Annotated in this window: 21 protein-coding genes; 11 read left to right on the plus strand and 10 right to left on the minus strand. The window is 39.0% G+C overall.

All coding sequences use genetic code 11. From position 1 onward, the window contains the following. Positions 1–195: 195 nt before the first annotated feature. Entirely contained in the window at positions 196–567 is a 372-nt protein-coding gene (locus HNQ69_RS03310) for a TIGR02301 family protein (protein WP_183228655.1), read from the minus strand. A gap of 473 nt (positions 568–1040) precedes the next feature. On the opposite strand from HNQ69_RS03310, the gene cysS reads away from it, so the two are divergent. The 5 genes from cysS to pssA all read left to right on the plus strand — a co-directional run bounded on the left by cysS (position 1041) and on the right by pssA (position 6926). Continuing rightward, positions 1041–2549, plus strand: a complete 1509-nt coding sequence (gene cysS / locus HNQ69_RS03315; RefSeq protein ID WP_183228656.1) for a cysteine--tRNA ligase — start codon at positions 1041–1043, stop codon at positions 2547–2549. 40 nt (positions 2550–2589) lie between these two features. Continuing rightward, positions 2590–3261 (plus strand): DUF421 domain-containing protein, encoded by a 672-nt coding sequence (locus HNQ69_RS03320; RefSeq protein ID WP_183228657.1) that lies wholly within the window; start codon positions 2590–2592, stop codon positions 3259–3261. Positions 3262–3382: 121 nt separating this feature from the next. Further along, the gene (locus tag HNQ69_RS03325; RefSeq protein ID WP_183228658.1) at positions 3383–5266 is read left to right on the plus strand and encodes an ABCB family ABC transporter ATP-binding protein/permease; all 1884 of its coding nucleotides are present in this window, start codon (positions 3383–3385) and stop codon (positions 5264–5266) included. Between the two features lie 113 nt (positions 5267–5379). Further along, on the plus strand, positions 5380–6078 hold the full coding sequence (locus HNQ69_RS03330) for a phosphatidylserine decarboxylase (protein ID WP_183228659.1): 699 nt from the start codon (positions 5380–5382) through the stop codon (positions 6076–6078). Positions 6079–6086: 8 nt separating this feature from the next. Then, a complete protein-coding gene (gene pssA, locus HNQ69_RS03335) occupies positions 6087–6926 on the plus strand; it encodes a CDP-diacylglycerol--serine O-phosphatidyltransferase (protein ID WP_183228660.1) in 840 nt (279 codons plus the stop codon). Positions 6927–7435: 509 nt separating this feature from the next. Here pssA and HNQ69_RS03340 read toward each other — a convergent pair. From HNQ69_RS03340 to rpsF, 9 genes are all read right to left on the minus strand, one after another. Then, positions 7436–8188, minus strand: a complete 753-nt coding sequence (locus HNQ69_RS03340) for an SDR family NAD(P)-dependent oxidoreductase (protein WP_210302664.1) — start codon at positions 8186–8188, stop codon at positions 7436–7438. Further along, positions 8188–9678: an amidophosphoribosyltransferase gene (gene purF / locus HNQ69_RS03345; protein ID WP_183228661.1), complete on the minus strand. Its 1491-nt coding sequence runs from the start codon at positions 9676–9678 to the stop codon at positions 8188–8190. Before purF ends, HNQ69_RS03340 begins: the two co-directional genes overlap by 1 nt. A 78-nt stretch (positions 9679–9756) precedes the next feature. Next, a complete protein-coding gene (locus HNQ69_RS03350; protein WP_183228662.1) occupies positions 9757–10338 on the minus strand; it encodes a CvpA family protein in 582 nt (193 codons plus the stop codon). Between the two features lie 142 nt (positions 10339–10480). After that, positions 10481–11857, minus strand: a complete 1377-nt coding sequence (radA, locus tag HNQ69_RS03355) for a DNA repair protein RadA (protein ID WP_183228663.1) — start codon at positions 11855–11857, stop codon at positions 10481–10483. 6 nt (positions 11858–11863) lie between these two features. After that, a complete protein-coding gene (locus HNQ69_RS03360) occupies positions 11864–13354 on the minus strand; it encodes a replicative DNA helicase (RefSeq protein WP_183228664.1) in 1491 nt (496 codons plus the stop codon). A 632-nt stretch (positions 13355–13986) separates the two neighbouring features. Continuing rightward, positions 13987–14583 (minus strand): 50S ribosomal protein L9, encoded by a 597-nt coding sequence (rplI, locus tag HNQ69_RS03365; RefSeq protein ID WP_183228665.1) that lies wholly within the window; start codon positions 14581–14583, stop codon positions 13987–13989. Between the two features lie 25 nt (positions 14584–14608). Further along, entirely contained in the window at positions 14609–15589 is a 981-nt protein-coding gene (locus tag HNQ69_RS03370; RefSeq protein ID WP_183228666.1) for a hypothetical protein, read from the minus strand. A 152-nt stretch (positions 15590–15741) separates the two neighbouring features. After that, positions 15742–15990 (minus strand): 30S ribosomal protein S18, encoded by a 249-nt coding sequence (gene rpsR / locus HNQ69_RS03375; RefSeq protein ID WP_183228667.1) that lies wholly within the window; start codon positions 15988–15990, stop codon positions 15742–15744. Next, positions 15990–16397: a 30S ribosomal protein S6 gene (gene rpsF, locus HNQ69_RS03380; RefSeq protein ID WP_183228668.1), complete on the minus strand. Its 408-nt coding sequence runs from the start codon at positions 16395–16397 to the stop codon at positions 15990–15992. The genes rpsR and rpsF overlap by 1 nt, the downstream gene beginning before the upstream one ends. Before the next feature lie 349 nt (positions 16398–16746). On the opposite strand from rpsF, the gene HNQ69_RS03385 reads away from it, so the two are divergent. The 6 genes from HNQ69_RS03385 to mltG all read left to right on the plus strand — a co-directional run bounded on the left by HNQ69_RS03385 (position 16747) and on the right by mltG (position 22210). Next, the gene (locus HNQ69_RS03385) at positions 16747–17331 is read left to right on the plus strand and encodes an undecaprenyl-diphosphatase (RefSeq protein ID WP_183228669.1); all 585 of its coding nucleotides are present in this window, start codon (positions 16747–16749) and stop codon (positions 17329–17331) included. Positions 17332–17411: 80 nt separating this feature from the next. Continuing rightward, on the plus strand, positions 17412–18356 hold the full coding sequence (gene fabD, locus HNQ69_RS03390) for an ACP S-malonyltransferase (protein WP_183228670.1): 945 nt from the start codon (positions 17412–17414) through the stop codon (positions 18354–18356). Positions 18357–18375: 19 nt separating this feature from the next. After that, complete coding sequence (fabG, locus tag HNQ69_RS03395; protein ID WP_183228671.1) at positions 18376–19113, plus strand: 3-oxoacyl-[acyl-carrier-protein] reductase; 738 nt, start codon at positions 18376–18378, stop codon at positions 19111–19113. Positions 19114–19375: 262 nt separating this feature from the next. Further along, a complete protein-coding gene (locus tag HNQ69_RS03400; protein WP_005865658.1) occupies positions 19376–19612 on the plus strand; it encodes an acyl carrier protein in 237 nt (78 codons plus the stop codon). A gap of 110 nt (positions 19613–19722) precedes the next feature. Continuing rightward, complete coding sequence (fabF, locus tag HNQ69_RS03405; protein WP_183228672.1) at positions 19723–20985, plus strand: beta-ketoacyl-ACP synthase II; 1263 nt, start codon at positions 19723–19725, stop codon at positions 20983–20985. A gap of 115 nt (positions 20986–21100) precedes the next feature. After that, positions 21101–22210, plus strand: a complete 1110-nt coding sequence (gene mltG, locus HNQ69_RS03410; RefSeq protein WP_183228673.1) for an endolytic transglycosylase MltG — start codon at positions 21101–21103, stop codon at positions 22208–22210. The last annotated feature ends 18 nt before the right edge of the window (positions 22211–22228 follow it).

The following is a 22228-nucleotide window of genomic DNA, read 5'->3' on the forward strand; positions in this document are numbered from 1 at the left end:
AAATTGGCGAATCTGATGGAATGATTTTAGTGCGAAAGGATTCATGCCGGTTTTATGAAGTAAAATATTAGGGGGATATTTTTCAGTATTTAAGTATTTACTATATTTATATCAGAGCTGGTTTACTGGGCGATTCATTTTTGAGATTATTGCTATCGGTGTCGCGCAAATTGAGGTTTTGGTATTTTGTACGGGTTAATTGTAAAAATGCATAAGAAGACTTTTGGATAAGGTTCTGCCTTCTTTAACGTATCTTTTTTTTGCTTCAATTGCAGATTGCGTACAACGGTGATAATTTTCTGAAAAAGAACGATACGCTTCATTAAATGCTTCGTAAAAATAAACGCGTCTTTGTGGCATTGGTTGTTCTGCCTCAATGAGTGCATTCATGTACTCATACCATTGGTTTGTTGGTGTACTGCAAAGATTTTGTAGAAAGTGCAGGGATCCCAAAATTTCTGCCAGTCGTAACAATTTTTTTTCATAGGGTGGTGATTGTTGCGCAAAAGTTGGTATTGAAATTAAAAAAAATGTTAAAATAGTTATTTTTATCAATGTATTACGCATTATTTTTTATGATTTCCTTTTATAAATTTCACTGCGATTGCAATCGCAGATAAAATGGTTTGTATATCATTACCAAGAGCAGTCGTGTTATAAAATCTAGGGCGTGAAAGAGAGTAAGGAAAGCATCATGGAGATATTGCAAATTTTGACGAAGTTTTATGTGGTTAAAAACTTCAGGCTTTCTGTATGCAATCTGTTTTTCGTATGAATTTACATTGTATTGCGTATACAGGTTTTCTACAGTGATTTTCATTCAAAAGAGTATAATCTTTATCCATAAATGCTCTTAGCTAACCAAATAAAATCGATTGTTTTTATTATAGATTATGGATACAGCCTAAGTAAAATGGGGGTGGCTATGAGAATTTTATGTAAGATATATAAAAGTTTTAATCTGAACAGTATAACGCGATGATCTTGGGTAAAATTCACTTTAAGAAGCGGCGAGTAATATCGCTGACGGAGTATAATGCATGAGAGAGTTGCAATTTTATAATACGCTTACACGCAAAAAAGAAAACTTTATACCGATAGATGCAACGAGAGTACGTCTTTATGTTTGTGGTCCAACCGTTTACGATTATGCGCACATTGGTAATGCACGTCCTGTAATTGTTTTTGATGTTTTATTTCGCTTATTGCGTCATGTTTATGGTAATGATCATGTTATTTATGTGCGTAATATTACAGATGTGGATGATAAAATTAATGCACGAGCCGCTTGCGAATATCCAGAGCTGGCACTTAACGAAGCTATTCGCCAATTAACGATGCGGACTTATTCTCAATTTCAACAAGACACAATGGCACTTGGCTGTTTATTACCAACCAGTGAACCGCGTGCAACCGATCATTTGGAGGAGATGCGCTCTTTGATTGAACGATTGCTTGAAAAAGGACACGCTTATAGAGCAGAAAATCATATATTATTTTCTGTGAGCAGTATAAAAAAACATCCCCATTATGGATCGTTTGCAAAACGCTCGTTAGATGAAATGAGAGCGGGTGCGCGTGTCGATGTTGCTGCTTATAAAAGGGAGGAAATGGATTTTGTTTTGTGGAAGCCCTCTGTAGATGGAGAGCCAGGTTGGATATCGCCAGCAGGAATTTCTGTTTTGGGGCGTCCGGGTTGGCATATTGAATGTTCTGCAATGTCAATGGCAAAACTATTGGTGCCCTATGGCGGTGGTTTGGCTTGTGATGATCCGGCAGCAAATATTTTTGATATTCATGGTGGTGGACTTGATTTGATTTTTCCTCACCATGAAAATGAGATTGCGCAAAGTTGTTCAGCTTTTGGAACTGAGCGAATGGCTAATCTTTGGATGCATAACGGTTTTTTGCAGGTTGAAGGCAAAAAGATGTCTAAAAGCCTCGGCAATTTCATCACGATTCATTCTATTTTAGAGAGTCATTTTTTTGAATTCAATGAGACTTTAACAAATGAAATGAAAAAGAATTGGGCTGGTTTATCAGCACGTTTTTCGATGTTACAAACACATTATCGTGAACCGTTAAATTGGACAGCTCAGCGTTTAATGCAATCTAGTAGAGAACTGTATCGCTGGTATGAAGTGCTTCGTTGTGAAAGGGAGCGGCCGGAAAACGATGAATTGATGAATAATTCTTTAATAAATGCATTAAGTGATGACCTTAACACTCCAAAAGCAGTGACTCTTTTGCGAAAATTTTATAAAGCAGGCAATGTTGTCGCTCTCGCAAATGGAATGCGTTTATTGGGACTGCTGCGTCAAGAGTGGATTAGAGACGTAGATTGCCCATTGTTTATAAGAAAAGCTCCCCTTGATTCAAAATTTGTTAATCAGCGCATTGCCGAAAGACTGCGGCTTATCCATAATAAAGAATGGGCAGCTGCGGATACAATTCGTGATGAGCTTGCAGCCGAGGGGATTATTTTAAAAGACAAAAAAGATCCACAGACTGGTGAGCGTATGACTATGTGGGAAATGAAGCGATTATAATTTTCCTCTTCCAGCAGCTTTTATAAAAAGGGAGAATGTGATGGAATTTTTATATAGTTATGGATATGTTGCACTTAAGCTATCTGTAGGACTTGTAGCTTTTTTATTCATTTTAAGAACAACGGGTCGAGGTAGCCTTAGTCAAATGACACCAGTTGATTTAGTCAGCAATTTTGTAATGGGGGGTATTATCGGAGGGGTTATTTATAATCCAAACATTAGTAGTGTTCAACTATTGGTTGTTTTGTGTATTTGGCAAACCTTGGTTACATTTCTTAACTTTTTTGCACGCTATTCAGTTTTTTTTCATCGTCTTGTCGCGGGACGGCATGTCTCATTAGTTTTAGATGGTGTATTTCAGATGGATAAGATTAAGGGTTTAGGTATAAGCGTTAATGATTTGATTACAATGTTGCGAATTAAAGGCTGTAGTTTGCATGAAGCAGCTTTTGTTCATTTAGAAACCAATGGCGATTGTTCTGTTATTAAAAAAGAAGAGGGTAAGAAGTCTACCATTTTAGTACAAAATGGTGAAGTCTTTGATAAGGGTCTTGAAGAGATTGGTAAATCAAAGGCATGGCTTCAAGCAGAATTGAAAAAAAAGCATGTAAAGGTTGAGAGTTTATTTGCAGCAGAATGGTATGAATGCACAGACCAAAATAATAAACCTTATAAGGGATTATTTCTTGTTCCTTTTTCAAAAACAGTCTAACTTCAAAAATGAATATGTATCGTTTATAGGAAGTGTATAGACAAGATAATATAACCTATAAACGATAAGGGGGAAAGTATTGTAATGCCTGTTGAATGGATGATAAAGAAGTAAAGGCTTTATGAAACAGAATAAAAGAGTAAAAACTGTATCATCAGATACAGGACAGACTTTGCGCACACTTTATAATTTATGGCCCTACATGTGGCCGGTAGAGCGGCGTGATCTAAAAATGCGGGTAATATGGGCGATATTTTATCTTGTTTTAGCCAAGCTCATTCTCATATCTGTACCGTATTTCTTTAAATATGCTACGGATTCCCTTGATGTAAGCGTTAAGTTTTCTCTGTGGGGGGCAACGAGTTGGATTATTCCTGTTATGCTCGTTTTAGCATATAACATTGCACGTATTGTTCAAGCTGCATTAAATCAGTTACGCGATTCTCTCTTTGCAACTGTTGGGCAACATGCGATTCGTCAGCTAGCCTATAAGACCTTTGTACATATTCATGGATTGTCTTTGCGATTTCACTTAGAAAAGCGAACTGGTGGGCTTTCTCGTGTGATTGAGCGTGGTACGAAGGGAATTGAAGCTATTGTTCGATTTTCAATTCTGAATACAGTACCAACGGTTTTAGAGTTTATTTTGACAGCATTTGTATTTTACATAAACTATGGATGGCATTATGTGTTCATAGTTGTGATAATGGTTGGTTTATATACTTTTTTCACAGTTAAGGCGAGTGATTGGCGTATTCGCATTCGGCAAGAAATGAATGCGGCAGATATGGAGGCCAATACGCGTGCTATTGATTCTCTTTTGAATTTTGAAACCGTCAAATATTTTTGCAATGAGACTCTGGAAGCGCGCCGGTTTGATTCTTCTATGGCAAATTATGAAAAAGCGGCAACGAAAATTTGGACATCATTAAGCTGGCTTAATTTTGGTCAGGCTCTTATTTTTGGTATTGGGATGGCTCTCTTGATGTTGATGTCAGCTTACGAAATTTTTCGTGGGACACAAACTTTAGGGGATTTCGTTTTTATTAATGCACTTTTGATACAGCTTTCCATTCCGCTGAATTTTATTGGTTCAATTTATCGTGATGTTCGACAAGGTTTAACTGATATTGAAGCTATGTTTGATCTTCTAGATGTTGAACAGGAAATCGTTGATAAATCAGATGCTAAACCATTGGTCGTGAGTGGTGGTACCATTCGGTTTAGTCAGGTGAAGTTTTCTTATGATCCGTCTCGCCAAATTCTTAAAGATATTGATTTTGAGGTTCCCGGAGGTAAAAAAGTTGCAATTGTTGGTCCCTCAGGTGCTGGTAAATCGACTATTTCTCGATTACTTTTTCGTTTTTACGATGTTGATGCCGGTTCCATCACAATTGACGGACAAGACATTCGTGATATAACGCAAAAAAGTTTGCGTGAAGCTATCGGTATGGTACCGCAGGATACAGTGCTATTTAATGACACAATTGCATATAACATTTGTTATGGGCGTCCGAGTGCTACAGATGAAGAGATGCGCAAAGCTGCTGAAATGGCACAGATATCAAAATTTATTGAGATGCTTCCGGAAGGTTTTCAGTCTATGGTCGGTGAACGTGGGCTCAAGTTGTCAGGTGGTGAAAAACAACGTGTGGCTATCGCGCGAACTCTCTTAAAAGCTCCACCTCTTCTTATTCTGGATGAAGCAACTGCGGCTCTTGATACCGCAACGGAGCAGGAAATTCAACAAGCATTGGACATTGCCAGCCGTGGGCGTACAACATTGATAATTGCACATCGCCTTTCTACTGTTATTAATGCTGATGAAATTTTGGTTCTCAAAAATGGCCGTATTATTGAAAATGGGACTCATACAGAGCTTTTACGTAAGAAAGGTTTATATGCTTCTATGTGGAATAAGCAGCTTGAAGCATCGCAGGCTGAAGAAAAATTACGTAAAATGCGTGAAGAAGATGAACTAGGTATTGTGAATCATAAAAAATAAGCTGCGCAAAATGTGGCTTCTAGCTTTATATAGAGTGATTAATTCAGTACAAAAATGAGGTGGAACAAAGAGATTTATTGTTTGTTTAAGTTATACTATGAATAGGAAATGATATGAGTATTCTACAGTCTGTCCATAATAGTTTTGTGCCAATTCATAAAGAGGGTTATCCTTTTATTGTAGTGTTTTTTATTATTTCGCTCATTCTTGGTTGGGTATGGATTCCGTTGTTTTGGTGTGGTCTTGTTCTCACGGTATGGTGTATATATTTTTTCCGTGATCCAGATCGTGTAATTCCTTTGAATTCAAATTGGATTGTATCTCCTGCTGATGGAAAGATCTCATTTGTTGAACCCTGTGTTCCGCCTGAAGAGTTGGGGTTGGGGGATAAAGAGATGATCCGTGTCTCCATATTTATGGATATTTTTTCATGCCATATCAACCGTATTCCTATAAGTGGCATAGTAGAGTCTATAGTTTATCGTCCGGGTCAATTTGCCAATGCTGAGCTTGATAAAGCTAGTCAATTTAATGAGCGTAATGGAATAGTGATTGACAGCGAACATGGTAAAATTGGTATGGTACAAATAGCTGGGATGATTGCTCGTCGGATTGTTTGTTGGTCAAAAGAAAATGATTCCGTCAGGACTGGAGAACGATTTGGGTTGATTCGCTTTGGTTCTCGTCTTGATATTTATATACCAACTGAAGTAAAATTGCGTGTTGCGGTTGGCCAAACAGCAATTGCTGGAGAAACAGTTTTAGCTTCTTTTGATGATGAGAGTGCCACAACTGATTTCAGATTTGATTAGGATAAACAATGAAAAATTTTTCGCTCTTTTCTTCATTTAATCCTGAAGGACAGCATGATGATATTGCAAATCGGTGGCGTTCACCTACGCCGATGCGGTATGTCATTCCCAATATCATCACTATTTTGGCGATTTGTGCAGGAATGAGCAGTATTCGTTTGGCTTTTGAGAATCGCTATGAGGCTGCTATTTTAATGGTACTTTTGGCAGCAATCTTAGATGGGGTTGATGGCCGCATTGCCCGTTTGGTGGATGGGAGCTCATCTTTTGGGGCGCAGATGGATTCTCTTGCTGATGTGGTTAATTTTGGTGTTGCACCTGCGCTTATCGTTTACTCTTTTGTTTTGAATCAAGCCTACCAAGTTGGTTGGGTGGCAGCGCTTGTCTATTGTGTTGCTTGTTGCTTACGGTTAGCGCGGTTTAATGTCATGTTAGATAATGTCGATATACCGAAATGGAAGGGGAATTATTTTGTTGGCGTTCCGGCGCCAGCAGGGGCGTTATTGCTTTTATTGCCTATGTATTTAGGAGCTCTTGGTTTAGTACCAAGTTGGAGCTGGGCATTGTTTTTTAGTCTTTATACTGTGATTATTGCTTTTCTTTTAGTCAGCCGGTTACCGGTATGGAATGCAAAAACAGTTGATCAAAATTTAAGGCGTGATATTGTTGTCCCGTGCATGTTGGGCGTTGTTATTTATGTCGGTTTTCTCGCAACATATACATGGTACACTTTGTTAATCACAGCTGTTGGCTATATGATATTTCTTCCTTGTAGTTTTGTGGCTTATAGTAAACGGGCTGCTTTAGAAGAAAAAAAGACCGACGCTAAAACTATTCAACAATCGTAGAGTTCTATGTTTTAGTTTGGGGAAGAAAAGTAGAAGCAGAAAGCAATTTAATTCAGGTTAGTCATTTCTATTTTATATCTATGATTAATGGAAGAACTCTCCTCATAAAGAACAACACGCTATTACGCTGGTAATTTATGAACTTGTTTAAAAGAAACCTCTCTTTGTTGCTCCCAATCTCATTTCACAGAAACAACGATGAAGGTGTAACCCAAAATCCACTGTGCATCACCATCTTTATGCTTATAAAGATATAAGTTGGCATCATTGTTCGGTTTGCAAACTCCCAATGTTTTATGGTTCTCTTGCATTTAGTAGAGGGTTCATGGGGGATGTATTTTTCCTTTTTTAAAGCGGTTTTGTCTACATGTTGATTCCTTTTTTGGTGGACGAGCGAGCGTTTTTTCTGATTTATAATAACAAGGTTTGAAATAAGAGAATCTCATCCTATTCGGAATTCTCATTTAAGTTATGAAACAATCAATTATTTCACAAATCAATGCATTACCTTAATTAGGCACATGATAATCCATAAACCGATTTTTACGGACATTAAAGAGTTTTCCTGTTTCTTTTAAATTAGGTGAGAATAAATGTACTATCTTTGCTGCAACTTCTTGTGGTGAAGGAAGAGTTTGCGGATCTTCACCAGGCATAGCTTGCGCACGCATGGCAGTGCGTGTTGCACCGGGATCAACACAATTAATCTTAATAGGGGTTTGCTTTAGTTCTTCTGCCCAACAACGGGCAATAACTTCTAAAGCAGCTTTAGAAGCCGCATAAGGTCCCCAGAAAGCGCGTGCAACATGCGCAACGCTTGAGGATAACAGAATTGCTCGTCCAGCATCAGATTTACGCAGTAAGGGTTCAAGGGCTTTCATTAAACGCCATTGGCTGATAAGATTTATTTGGAAAACATCTTCAAATATCTTATTTTCGATATGTGCTATTGGTGAGAGTGTTCCAAGAATGCCCGCACTTGCAACCATAATATCGAGTTTTTTCCAGCGCTTAGAAATTGAAATACTAAGAGCATCAATGTTATCCATATGATGCAAGTCAAATGGGATGAGTGTTGCATGAGCACCTTTTTCTCGAATTTTGTTGTCAAGTTCAGTGAGTCCACTAACTGTGCGTGCAATGGCGAGAATGTGAGCGCCACGAGCTGCGAGCTCTAACGCTAAATGATAGCCAATACCTTTTGAAGCACCGGTAACAAGTGCAACACGGCCTAAGAGACTAAAATCAATTTTTTCCACCATTAATCTCTTGTTTTAAGGACAGATAATTGATGAATCTTGGGGACACTTTCTTGATCAACCAGCTGTGTAGGATAATGTCCGGTAAAGTAATGGTCAGTAAATTGCGGATCAGCGTTATTTCGCTTTTCCCCTGCCACAGCGAGATAGAGACCATCTGTTGAGAGAAATTCTAATGAGTCAGCTCCTACAAAATTGCACATAGATTTTAGGTCTGGATACTGATTAGCCAAAAGGCTTTCGATTTTCGGTGTATCAATGCCATAAAAATCGGGATAGAAAATCATCGGGCTAGAAATGCGCATATGAACTTCTTTCGCTCCTGCATCGCGAAGCATTCGTACAATTTTAAGAGATGTGGTTCCACGTACAATGGAGTCATCAACGAGAATAACACGTTTTCCTTCGATTACAGGACGGTTTGCAGAATGTTTTAATTTGACTCCAAAAGCACGAATTTGTTGTGTTGGTTCGATAAAAGTGCGCCCAACATAGTGATTGCGAATAATACCAAGCTCAAAAGGAATCCCAATTTCTTGTGCATAACCAATTGCAGCAGGTGTTCCTCCATCAGGAACGGGAACCACAACATCTCCCTCACAGGGTGCCTCTTGCGCTAAATGAATACCCATATTTTTACGGGTCATGTAAACATTACGTCCCCCAACGATTGAATCAGGACGTGCAAAGTAAACATATTCAAAAAGACAAAGTTTTTCTGGCTTCTCATTCTCTGGTTTTATAATTTTTTTAGTAATTTCCCCATTTTTTTGTATTTCGCATATGATAATCTCCCCATTTTTGACATCGCGCACATATCTTGCTCCAATAATATCAAGAGCACATGTTTCAGAACAAAAAATTGGCTTTCCATCAAGTTCACCCATCACGAGAGGTCGAATACCTGTTGGATCGCGTGCAGCAATAAGCTTTGTGCGTGTGAGTGCTAACATTGCATATCCACCTTCCACTTGCCGAATAGCATCAACAAAGCGATCAGATGACGATTCATAACGTGAACGGGCAATAAGATGGAGAAAAACTTCTGAATCTGATGTCGATTGACAGATGGCACCCGAAGCAATGAGTTCGCGGCGTAATGTAAGACCATTGGTAAGATTACCATTATGTGCAATAGCAATACCTCCAGCGTTTAATTCAGCGAAAAGAGGCTGAACGTTGCGTAGTGCTATTTCTCCAGTTGTTGAATAACGGGTATGCCCGATAGCGCGGTTCCCCGGTAAACGCGCAAGTGTTACAGGGTTTGTATAGTGATCACCAACAAGACCTAGGTGCTTTTCTTGATGAAACATTTTGTTATGATAGGAAACAATGCCAGCTGCCTCTTGTCCACGGTGCTGAAGTGCATGGAGCCCAAGAGCTGTTAATGTTGCCGCATCTTCATGTCCAAGGATACCAAAAATTCCACATTCTTCATGAAGAGTATCATCATCTAATGAAAACTCCTGACAGGAAATGTCACTTTTTATCATCATATTCTTTCAGTTATGATATGAAGAATGATTATATCATACTTCATATGTTATTTGGAACTCTTTGCTATGAAAAAACTATTTTCCATTTTGCCGAGTCGTTTTTTCATGAGAGGGCTGATCTTGTATATCAGCGTTGTCTCTTTTAAAGAATTTTTCTGCTTTTTCGAGAACAGTGTCGAGATCTTTGGGAAGTATTTCCCAAACTTTTTGTCCCAATGAATCTAAGATAGGTTTTGTTATTGCATTTTTTAACCAGTTAGCTTGGTGCTCAGGTTTTATCAGAGCATTAATAAGAAGCATGCCGATAACCATAATAAATAAACCGCGCAGTGCTCCAAAAACAAAACCAATAGTACGGTCAAGGATACCAATTCGACTATCAAGAATAAGATCGGAGATCTTCATCGTAATGATTGAAGTAATAATAAGAATAATAATAAAAATCGTGACCAATGTTGTGATCAATGCAATTATTTTGTTAGAGAGATATTGTTCAAAGAAGGGTAATACAGGCTTGAATAAAAACAGTGTAGCAACAGCTGCGATTGCCCAAGAAACCAATGATAGTACCTCGCGTGAAAACCCTCGGAGCATAGCGAGAAAAGCGGACAACAGGATGATTCCTACGACAATTCCATCAAGGACTGTTATGATCATTTGTTTGTTCCTTATACATAAAGTTGTATCTTTTAAGTTAGCACACAAATGCATTTCTGGTTATGTTATTTTTTGTTCTTATAGCAAGGATCTTTTGTATTTTGTAGAGTTTTTTCTATATTATCATTGTGTGTGATACAGACTATTTTTTACCTGCAGTAATAGCGGCAACCAGTTCAGGAAGGTCGGAGAATGTTTTTTGTTGAAAATGGAGCAATTTCATCGTTTCGTTTGTTGTAGTGGGTTGAACAGCTCCTTGAAAGCCAAGTTTTTTTGCTTCATTGATACGTTGTGCTGAGTGTCCAACAGGCCGGGTAGCTCCTGAAAGGCTGATTTCACCAAAATAGACATAGTCTGTTGGGAGAGGAATGTTTGCAAGAGAGGATACCAAAGCTGCTGCAACGGCTAAATCAGCTGCTGGTTCTGATATACGATATCCTCCTGCAACGTTAAGATAGACATCATGTTGTCCAAATCGAACACCACAGTGAGCTTCTAAAACAGCGAGAATCATTGAAAGACGATTCCCATCCCATCCAACAACGGCACGTCGGGGGGTTCCAAGTGAAGAGGGAGCAACAAGCGCCTGAATTTCTACTAATATTGGGCGTGTTCCTTCCATTCCTGCAAAAACAGCAGCTCCTGGTGCTTTTTCATTCCGTTCACCTAAAAACAGTTCAGATGGATTGATTACTTCCCGTAATCCTTTATCAGACATTTCGAAAACGCCAATTTCATCGGTTGGTCCGAAACGATTTTTTACAGTTCTGAGAATTCGATAATGATGTCCACCTTTACCTTCGAAATAGAGCACACTATCAACCATATGTTCGACAACTCGGGGACCAGCAATTTGTCCATCTTTTGTCACATGGCCAACAAGAACAACAGCTGCTCCTGTTTTTTTAGCAAAGCGGATCATCGCTTGAGCACTGATGCGCACTTGTGTAACGGTACCTGGTGCTGCATCCGCTGCATCTGACCATAGAGTTTGAATGGAATCGATAATGACCATATCAAGGTTTCTATGCTCGCTTAAGGTTGTAAGAATATCTTCAACATTGGTTTCAGCAGCAAGTTTAACCTCTGTATTGGCAGCTCCAAGCCTTTGTGCACGCAGACAGATTTGTGCAATAGCTTCTTCGCCTGAAACGTAGATAACATTATATCCCTTTCGCGATAAAGCCGCTGCTGTTTGTGTCAGCAATGTTGATTTTCCAATACCTGGATCTCCACCAACAAGTAATGCTGATCCACGGACAAAGCCTCCACCGGTAACACGATCAAGCTCAGCAATACCTGAATGGATACGTGGAGCATCTTTAAGAACTCCAGAAAGAGACGTGAGCGCGACAATACGCCCTTTACGAGTATTTTGCAGAGGACCGGTACCGATGCCACCATTCACATTTTCTTCGATAAAGGAATTCCATTCGCCACAGGAACTACATTTCCCTGCCCAACGTGAATGGACGGTTCCACAATTTTGGCAGATAAATTGAATACGGCTACGTGCCATGATGATTTACCCAATTTGTTCTGGCAGATAATTACTATCAGCCAGATCGCTAAAGCGTGTGAAATCAGACTGAAAGGCAAGATGAACGGTCCCTGTTGGTCCATGGCGTTGTTTTGCGACAATAACATCAGCTTTCCCAAAAGCGTTGTCCATTGTATCTTGCCATTTTTCATATTCAAGAGTCCCTATTTTGGGTTCTTCATTTTTGAGATAATATTCTTCACGATAGACAAAAAGAACGATATCAGCATCTTGTTCAATCGAACCAGATTCTCGTAAATCTGAGAGTTGTGGGCGTTTATCTGTTCGATTTTCAACTTGGCGCGAAAGTTGTGAAAGGGCAATAATAGGAATGTTCAGTTCTTTCGCCAATGCTTTTAATCCTGTGGTAATTTCTGTAATCTCTTGAACACGATTTTCCGACGAACGCTTTGAATTGCTTGTCATGAGCTGAATATAGTCAATAATCAAGACATCCAAACCATGCTGCCTCTTTAAACGCCGTGCACGAGCAGCCAGTTGCGTGATTGATATTCCCCCCGTTTGATCAATATAAAGTGGTGCTTTTTGTAATCGATTCATTGCACGGATGATTTTAGAAAATTGCTCTTCTGAAATATTTCCTCGCCGCATATCAGAGGAAGAGACCTCTGTTTGTTCAGAAATAATACGGGTTGCAAGTTGTTCGGAAGACATTTCAAGCGAGAAGAATCCGACAATGCCTCCCTCATTTTCTTGTGTTTTGCCATCATGATTGTAAGCATTAGCAATATTAAAGGCAATATTGGTAGCAAGAGAGGTTTTCCCCATACCAGGGCGGCCTGCAAGAATAATTAAGTCAGAGGGCTGTAAACCTCCCATTTTTTCATCAAGTGTTTTAATGTGCGTAGCTATCCCTGATAAGTGTGAAGAACGCTTTTTTGCAGCACTTGCCATATCAATAGCTTTTTTGACAGCCTCCTTGAAATTTTCAAATCCACCACCGTATTTTCCTTTTTCTGCTAGTGCAAACAACTGTTGTTCAACCGTTTCAATTTGTTGTGATGGCGTGAGCTCTACAGGAGCTTCAAAGGCTGTATTGACCACTTGTGTTCCAAGATTGATTAAGGAGCGTCGGATAAAAAGATCATAGATGACCCGTCCATAATCTTCAGCATTAATAATAGTGACTGCTTCTTTTGCTAAACGGACAACGTAACTGAATACGGTGATCTCTCCGATTTTTTCTTCTGCTGGAATAAAGGGTTTGATGGTAACTGGATCTGCAACTTTTCCTTTTTGGATAATTTGTGAGATCGTATCAAAGATCTTTTGATGTAATGGTTCAAAAAAATGGACTGGTTTGAGAAAATCTGAAACACGATCAAGAGCCTCATTGTTAATGAGAATTGCACCAAGGAGTGCTTGTTCAGCTTCAATATTATGCGGAAGTTGCTTAAAAGAAAAGGTGCTTTCTTTTTGCGAAGAGCTGAAATTGACAATGCTTGTTTCTTCCATAACAGTTTTTTTCCACTAAAATTTCGCGCTTAGCGATTTAGGCAATTTATTGAAATATAGACCAAAAGTATAAGGGATACATCTTCATTTTAAGTTAAAATCATACTTTTATTTTAAAGGGCTCTCTCAATTGTTTACTTAATATTATGTGTATCACTTAATATAGAAGATATTTCTTTTATATTTTATAATATAAAAATTTTAGAGGTCAGGTAAATTTTCAAAGTTGCATTTTCAATCTTTTTAAAAAGCGCTCTGCTATGTTTCGAGTCTTTTGATATCACATAGCTTCAAAACTTCAATATTAGTCTTAATAAGATTACTTTATTTATGATCAAAATTGTTTCAGATGACGTTGGGATGTAAGAAATTATCATCTAGACTGAACGCATTCTTTAAAAAAAATCTTAAATATTTTTTTCTCTTTTGGCAAAGGAGCGTATGAGAGCACTTTATTCATAGTGTTTGCTATTTAATGCTATCACACAATGCATTAAAGATTCTTTTTCCATAAAATTTTAGTTTTGGGGTTGTCGTAATAATAAAATACTCAGCTTTTAAGGCTGAGTATTTTATGAGATATCAATATGTTAAACAACAGAAGAATACAAAAGAGAGGGAAAAAGAGATAGTTAAGCTTCTTCGCTGATATCGCTTGTATCGTTATCATTCATTTGTTCTGTGACTTGTTTTTCCTTATTTTCTGCCAATGATTCTTTTTGAATATCATATATTGCTTCAGCAGAGGTAAGCGTTTCACCTTCTGCTTGGCGTTGTGCTTCACTGGTTGAACGTGCAACATTAATTGTTACAGAAATTTGAACTTCAGGGTGTAGGCTAAGAGCAATAGTATGAAGACCAATAGTTTTTATTGGATGGTTAAGTTCAATCTGATTACGCCCAATAGAAAATCCTTCAGCTGTTATAATTTCAGAAATATCACGTGTTGATACAGATCCATAAAGCTGACCTGTTTCACCAGCTGAACGGACGACAACAAATGATTTACCATCAAGTCTTTCAGCAACTTTTTGTGCTTCACTTTTGCGTTCAAGATTGTGGGCTTCAAGTTGCGCGCGCTGTGTTTCAAAATGTTTTTTATTGGTTTCATTTGCGCGTAAAGCTTTGCCTTGAGGCAAGAGAAAATTGCGTGCATAACCATCTTTAACTGAGACAATATCACCCATCTGACCAAGACGAGGAATGCGTTCCAGTAGAATAATATCCATAGTTTTTCCTTTCGAACAAATAAATTTAGTGAGGTTTGTTGCGTGATTGAAAATTGTATTGAATAGCTGCCCAAATACCCATGAGAAGCATCATGAAAGAAATAGGTGGAGCAAAAACGACGGTTAAAATGGCAATATAGACAAGAGAGAGTATAATAACCCGGCCGTTGATCCCTTTTGTAATATTATGGAGATATGCTAGACCACTGATTGATATGATGATAGTATATGCAGAGCTGAAGACACGCGTCCCCAAATTAACAGTAGCTCCCAATTCAACCATTGATGCTATGCAAACAATAATAAAAATAATAATCCCAGAAATTGGAAGGCGAAGAGTTTGGCTCCAATCATCACGGGGTCTTTTCAGCCACTTCATATGTTGTGCTGTTATCATCGAAAAATAAAGATTACCAATAAGAAAAATCAAACTATAAATCGTTAGGGCAATAGCTGTAAAAGTTGCTGCGTGGGTCATTAGAAGTTCACTAAACGCAGTTATCTCAGCTTCCTTTAGTGACTGCGACTTTCGCATAGCTTGTACTATATTTGCCGTGATTTTTTGTGCCATGAGGGGTGTAGATGGACGAGTTTGAATATAGAGTCCAATGAAGGTTGCTATAAGAGCAATAAAGTTGGTTAAATAAAAAATAACCGATGATAATGGGTACCACATCAGTATATTTTCCTTTTGCTCTAGTCGTGCAAGCCCAAGGAGCCAAGAAGCATAGACAGCAGGAAGAAAAAATAAGAGCATAGAGCCAAGAGCAATATAGAGATCAGTGGTTATAACAAGAACAACAGTTGCACTTATTAGGGCAACAAGGCTGGCTAGTGTTCCTTGACCGAACGCAACAATGAAAATTGGGAGTGAAAGAAAGCAGCCCAGAAGGATAGAAAAATAAGGCGCGATATTTGCGACACTAATGATTGCCATTCCTATCACAACAGCAAACAATCCCGCTAAAACACCGGTCATTATCTTATAAACATGAATATTTTGCATTTATCGCTGTCCTGCCTTTTGCAGTTAGGGGCATTACAATGCCCCAACTTTAGAATATTCTATACATCCCCACAGAATCTACAATCAGATATGTTGCTGAACCATGCAGAAAACGCCTAGAAAAATGTTCCAGCTGCATGGCACATTTAATATTATCTTACCACGTATGGAAGCAGGCCTAGAAAACGAGCACGTTTGATGGCATTAGCTAATTCACGCTGTTTTTTCTGACTGACGGCTGTAATCCGTGAAGGAACAATCTTCCCACGTTCTGAAATATAACGCTGCAACAATTTGACATCTTTATAATCAATTTTGGGAGCGTTAGTCCCTGAAAATGGACATGCTTTGCGACGCCGATGAAAAGGACGACGTGCTGCGCTTTGATTCAACTCAGTCATCATTCTACTCCTTCTATAACATCTTCACGTTGAGGACGTGGCGAGCGCGAACCTGCTTCATCTTGTCCAATGTGACTATTACGATCCAAGCGCGAGAGCATAGCGGACTTTTCTTTTTCGTGTTTTTCTACGCGAATGGTCATGTAACGTAGGATATCTTCATTGATGCGCATTTGACGTTCAACTTCAGCAATTGCTGTAGCTGGTGCATCAATATTAAGCAGTACATAATAAGCTTTACGATTTTTGCGAATACGATAAGCAAGGGAGCGAAGTCCCCAATTTTCTATACGCCCAACTTTTCCACCATACGCTTCAATAACACCTTTGTATACATTCAAAAGTTCATCAACTTGCTGCGGTGCAATCTCCTGTCGGGCAAGGAACATATGTTCATAAAGAGCCATTGTTTTGCCTTTCTTCAATTAAACTTCACCGGTTTTTGGCGCAAAGCCTCTGCGACTTGTCTTTTTTGGAGATCCAAAGAAGAAAGGACGCGTTTACAATTCGAGACATCCGAGAGCGGAGATACGGGAGGTCGGAAACATTGCATTTCCTACTGGTTACTTTCCAGTCCTCCGTTCAACCTCCAGCCAAAGTGCCGGTAACGAACATTCGACATTTACAGCTTATCTTTAAAAATAGCAAGTTTATCCGTATAAAAAATGTGATTTATTGAATATTGATATATTTTATACGTTTCACGCTTCTATACAGAAATGACGTTATAAAGCTGTAAGAATGAAGGAAAGAAGAATGGATTTTTTAAATCAGATTGATTCTGCACTTTTTGAAATGTTTGCAGGCAACCATCAATCATGGTCAGGTTTAATTTTGTTTAGTATTTTTTGTGCAAAATTTTTAATTTATATTATCCCACTACATCTTTGTGCGTTATGGTTTTGCGGTGAAAATCTAGAGCGACGCGTAGCGTTAAGCATTTGCGTGAGCATTTGTATAGCTCTTTTTATAGGTTACCTTATTTCTCTTATTTATTTTCATCCACGTCCATTTGTTATGGAGGGGACAACACCGCTGATTAAGCATCGGCCAACAGCTTCTTTTCCAAGTAATCATGCTTTGACTATTGCATCTTATACGGCGAATCTTTATTTTTATCGGTACAAAGTTTCTTTTAAGCTTGCTGCAATATTTTTATGCTTGATTTGTTGGGCGCGTGTTTTTGTTGGTGTACATTATCCTTTTGATATTTTAGCGGGTACAATTTTAGCAAGTTTCATTAGTTGGGGGGTTATTCAGTTTATGGTTCCATATTTCCCTAAGTTTTTATATCAAATTCCACCATTAAGATATAACTTTAAGAGAGATACGCGTTCCTAATAAGGTGCTTTGTCTTGATTTGTGTTTATGAATAAGATCAAAAGAAAATAATTTAATTGCGCAATTTTAGGAGTTGATTGATGGCAGCAGCTTTTATTTTTCCAGGACAGGGGAGTCAGTTCGTTGGTATGGGTAAAGTTCTTGCGGAGCAATTTATTGTAGCGCGAATGGTTTTTGAAGAAGTCGACGATGCTCTGGGTGAGAAAATATCAAAGATCATTTTTGAAGGGCCAGCAGATGTTTTGACTTTAACAGCAAATGCGCAACCAGCATTAATGGCTGTATCCATGGCTGTTATTCGTGTGATGGAACAATTGGGACTTAACATAAAAGAAAAGGTAAAATTTGTTGCAGGTCATTCATTGGGCGAATATTCGGCTCTTTGTGCTGCTGGTACATTTAGTCTTACTGATACGGCAAGGCTTTTGCGCATTCGTGGAAATGCCATGCAGGCTGCTGTTGCTGTTGATGAAGGCTCTATGGCAGCACTCATTGGTTTGGATGAACAAGATGTGGAAAAAATCTGCGAAACTGTTTCTCGAGAAGGATTATGTCAGATTGCTAATGATAATGGAGGAGGGCAAATTGTGATTTCAGGTGAAGCAAAAGCGGTTGAGATGGCGGTGGAGCTTGCGTCAACGAAAGGTGCTAAACGTGCACTTCTTCTTCCAGTTTCTGCCCCTTTCCATTCAGCTTTAATGCAACCTGCTGCTGATGTCATGAAGAATGCACTTTTAACTGTTAACGCAATGGCTCCTCTTGTTCCTCTTGTTGCCAATATTTCTGTTGCACCAGAAAGTGATCCAGAGCGTATTATTACACTTCTTGTTCAACAAGTGACGGGGAGAGTGCGATGGCGTGAAACAATAGAGTGGTTTGGTGTGAATGGGGTTGATACACTTTTTGAAGTTGGGCCTGGAAAAGTATTAACAGGTTTGGTGCGTCGTATTAACAAAGATATAAAGGGGTTAACAATTGGGGCAGCTGAAGAAATAGAAACAGCATTACAGATGCTTGGTGTTTAGTTTGTAAGGAGTCTAAAAAATGTTTAAGTTAACAGGCCGTAAAGTTCTTGTGACAGGAGCATCGGGAGGAATTGGTGAGGCAATTGCGCGTTGTTTTCATGCGCAAGGAGCAGTTGTTGGTCTCCATGGAACACGCGAAGCTAAGCTTAAAGAAGTGGGAGCAGATCTGGGACAGAATGTTTTTGTATTTCCCGCTAATCTCTCTGAGCGTGAATCTGTTAAACAATTAGCTGAAACGGCTGAAAGAGAAATGGGTGGTGTTGATATCTTGGTTAACAACGCTGGAATCACTCGAGATGGTCTTTTTATCCGTATGCAGGATCAAGACTGGGATGATGTCTTAGCGATCAACCTAACAGCTGCTGCTATTTTGACACGTGAATTAATACATTCTATGATGCGGCGTCGCTATGGAAGAGTTATTAACATAACATCTGTTGTTGGTGTTGTCGGAAATCCGGGGCAAACGAATTATTGTGCTGCAAAAGCTGGTTTGATAGGACTTTCTAAAGCGTTGGCACAAGAAATTGCTTCACGAAACATTACTGTCAATTGTATTGCTCCAGGATTCATTAAGTCCGCAATGACCGACAAACTCAGTGAAAAGCAAAAAGAAACTATTATGGCTGCGATTCCAATGAAGCGTATGGGGATTGGGGAAGAAATAGCTTCTGCTGCTGTTTATTTAGCAAGTGATGAAGCGGCATATGTAACCGGCCAAACACTGCATATCAATGGCGGAATGGCAATGATCTGAGGATTTTCTTGATTCCACATTGATTTATAAGCTGTATTATTTTAGTAGTAAGAATTGAAATGGAGAGATGTGTCTATTCCTTTAACATGATAAGTTAATCAATTTATGTCGGAATGTCAGATTGGTTCATTTTGTAGGGGATATCCACAGGATGTTTTAAATTGCTGCTAAAATTTTAAGAAGTAATGCATCTATTGCTTGATTAGATGACCCGATATAGCTAACCAAATTATAGGAATAATATAAATTTGAGGATTTCAATATGAGTGATACAGTAGAGCGCGTTAAGAAAATTATCGTGGAGCATCTTGGGGTTAATGCAGATAAGGTCGTAGAAAATGCAAGCTTTATCGATGATTTAGGAGCAGATAGCCTTGATACGGTTGAGCTTGTTATGGCTTTTGAAGAAGAATTTGGTATAGAAATCCCAGACGAGGCAGCTGAAACGATCTTCACAGTTGGCGATGCGGTAAAATTTATCGATAAAGCTTCTGCATAAGACTGAAAGGCAAAGGTATGAAATGCTTTTGCCTATATTCTTTGGCGCTATTTTTGAGAATAGAGCTTTAAGAAACTTTGAGGGGTGATCTCAATTCAAGGTTAGAAGTTATGAGACGTGTTGTTGTTACTGGTTTAGGATTGGTGTCTCCATTAGCTGGTGATGTCGAATATAGTTGGAAAAGGCTTCTTGAAGGGAAAAGTGGTGTTCGACGCATTACTGAGTTTGATGTGTCTGATTTACCGTGCCAAATTGCTGCCCGTATCCCCTTGGGGGATGGAACAGACGGTACATATAATCCTGATTTACATATGGAAATCAAGGAACAGCGTAAGGTTGATGCGTTTATTATTTATGCAATCGCTGCCGCTGACCAAGCGCTTTCGGATGCTGAGTGGTTTCCCACCAGTGATGAAGATCAGGTTCGCACAGGTGCCTTAATTGGTTCGGGGATTGGTGGTATTGAAGGCATTGTTGAGGCCGGTTATACGCTTCGTGATAAAGGTCCAAGGCGTGTTTCTCCTTTTTTCATTCCAGGACGTTTGATTAATCTTGCTTCTGGCTATGTGTCTATTAAATATGGTTTGCGTGGTCCTAATCATTCGGTTGTAACAGCTTGTTCAACGGGAGCACATGCAATTGGTGATGCAGCGCGTTTGATTGCTTTTGGTGATGCAGATGTAATGGCGGCGGGAGGCACTGAATCCCCAATAAATCGGATATCCCTTGCTGGCTTTTCTGCTTGTCGCGCTCTTTCTACGGGGCGTAATGATTATCCTGAACAAGCATCACGTCCTTATGATGCTGATCGTGATGGTTTTGTCATGGGTGAGGGAGCTGCGATTGTCGTTTTAGAAGAGCTTGAGCATGCAAAAAAACGTGGTGCGCGTATTTATGCTGAGATTATTGGCTATGGTTTATCCGGTGACGCTTACCACATTACAGCTCCTTCAGAGAGTGGTGAAGGTGCACAGCGTAGTATGATGGCTGCACTTAAGCGTGCACAAGTGAATGTAAGCGAACTTGATTACATTAATGCCCATGGAACCTCAACGATGGCTGATGTCATAGAGTTGAAGGCTGTTGAGCGTGTTTTAGGCCATTATGCATCACAAGTATCCATGTCATCAACCAAGTCATCTGTGGGGCATTTGCTTGGTGCAGCCGGTGCAGCTGAGGCTATTTTTTGTGTTTTATCTATACGAGATAATATAGCGCCAGCAACACTTAATCTTGATAATCCGTCAATTGAAACGAAAATTGATCTTGTCCCACATAAACCGCGTGAACGGAAGATTAATACGGTTCTTTCTAATTCCTTTGGGTTTGGTGGAACAAATGCGTCTTTGGTAATGCGACGCTTTGAGGCATAATAAACATTCTATTTATTTTTTTTGTTTCTGATTTTTCTACTTTTTATTATAAAGCTATAAAAGTTTAAGTGAGAGATTATAGTTGTATACCTAAAACTTATTGAGGGTGATAGTTATGTCCGCTGTGAAAAATAAAAGATCGCTGAAGGACGTAAATGATTCCTCTTCGAGTCATGCAGCAGATAATAATGATATGTTAGCACATAAGAAACGAAAGAAATCGTCTATTGTGCGTAACCCATTGATCATCGTCGGTCATTTTTTTCTGATGCTGAGTGTGGTTATCATTTTGGCTGTAAGTATGCTTCTTTATATTGGAAAAAGTATTTTTGAAGGGAAGGGGACGGCTGAGAGAGAACACGTTGTCCTAATCTATCCTGGAACAGGAATTCGTGAAATTGCTTTATTACTTGAAAAACGTGGTCTCATTCGATTATCGGATGTTTTTATTTATGGAGTTGGTTATAATAAAAAAACAACACATCTTAAGGCTGGTGAATATTTAATTCCAGCACATGCTTCGATGCGGGATATTATGGATATTCTTGTAAAAGGCAAGTCTATTGAGTATACATTTACAGTACCAGAAGGTTTAACAGTTCAACAAATTTTTGATCGATTAGCTGCGAATGAAATTTTGATTGGAGATCTTCCAAAAGTTTTGCCTCCAGAGGGCAGTTTGATGACAGATACGGTTCATTTTATTCGGGGAACAACACGTAAAGAAATTGTAAAGAGATTGCGCGAAGAACAGACAAAATTAATTCATGCAATATGGGCTACGCGCTCACCTGATTTACCAATAAAGTCCATTGATGAATTTGTTATATTGGCTTCAATTGTTGAGAAAGAAACAGGAATTACGGCAGAAAAATCAAAGATTGCTGCAGTGTTTTATAACCGTCTTGCAAAACATATGCGCCTTCAATCTGATCCGACGGTAATTTATGGTCTCTTTGGTGGAAAAGGAATGCCATCCGGTCGCGCAATTTACCGTTCAGATCTTGAGAAGAAAACACCCTATAATACATATAAAATTGATGGTTTGCCTCCAACAGCTATTGCAAATCCAGGCCGAGATTCTTTAAAAGCGGTGGCGCATCCACCAAAGAGTGATGTGCTCTATTTTGTCGCTGATGGTGCTGGAGGACATGTTTTTTCTAGAACTTTAGAGGAACATAATATGAATGTCCGCAAGTGGCGTGCGTTAAAGGCAACACGTTAGCTTTTAGGGACTGTAAAG

Source organism: Bartonella callosciuri (assembly GCF_014203215.1).
Lineage (GTDB): Bacteria > Pseudomonadota > Alphaproteobacteria > Rhizobiales > Rhizobiaceae > Bartonella > Bartonella callosciuri.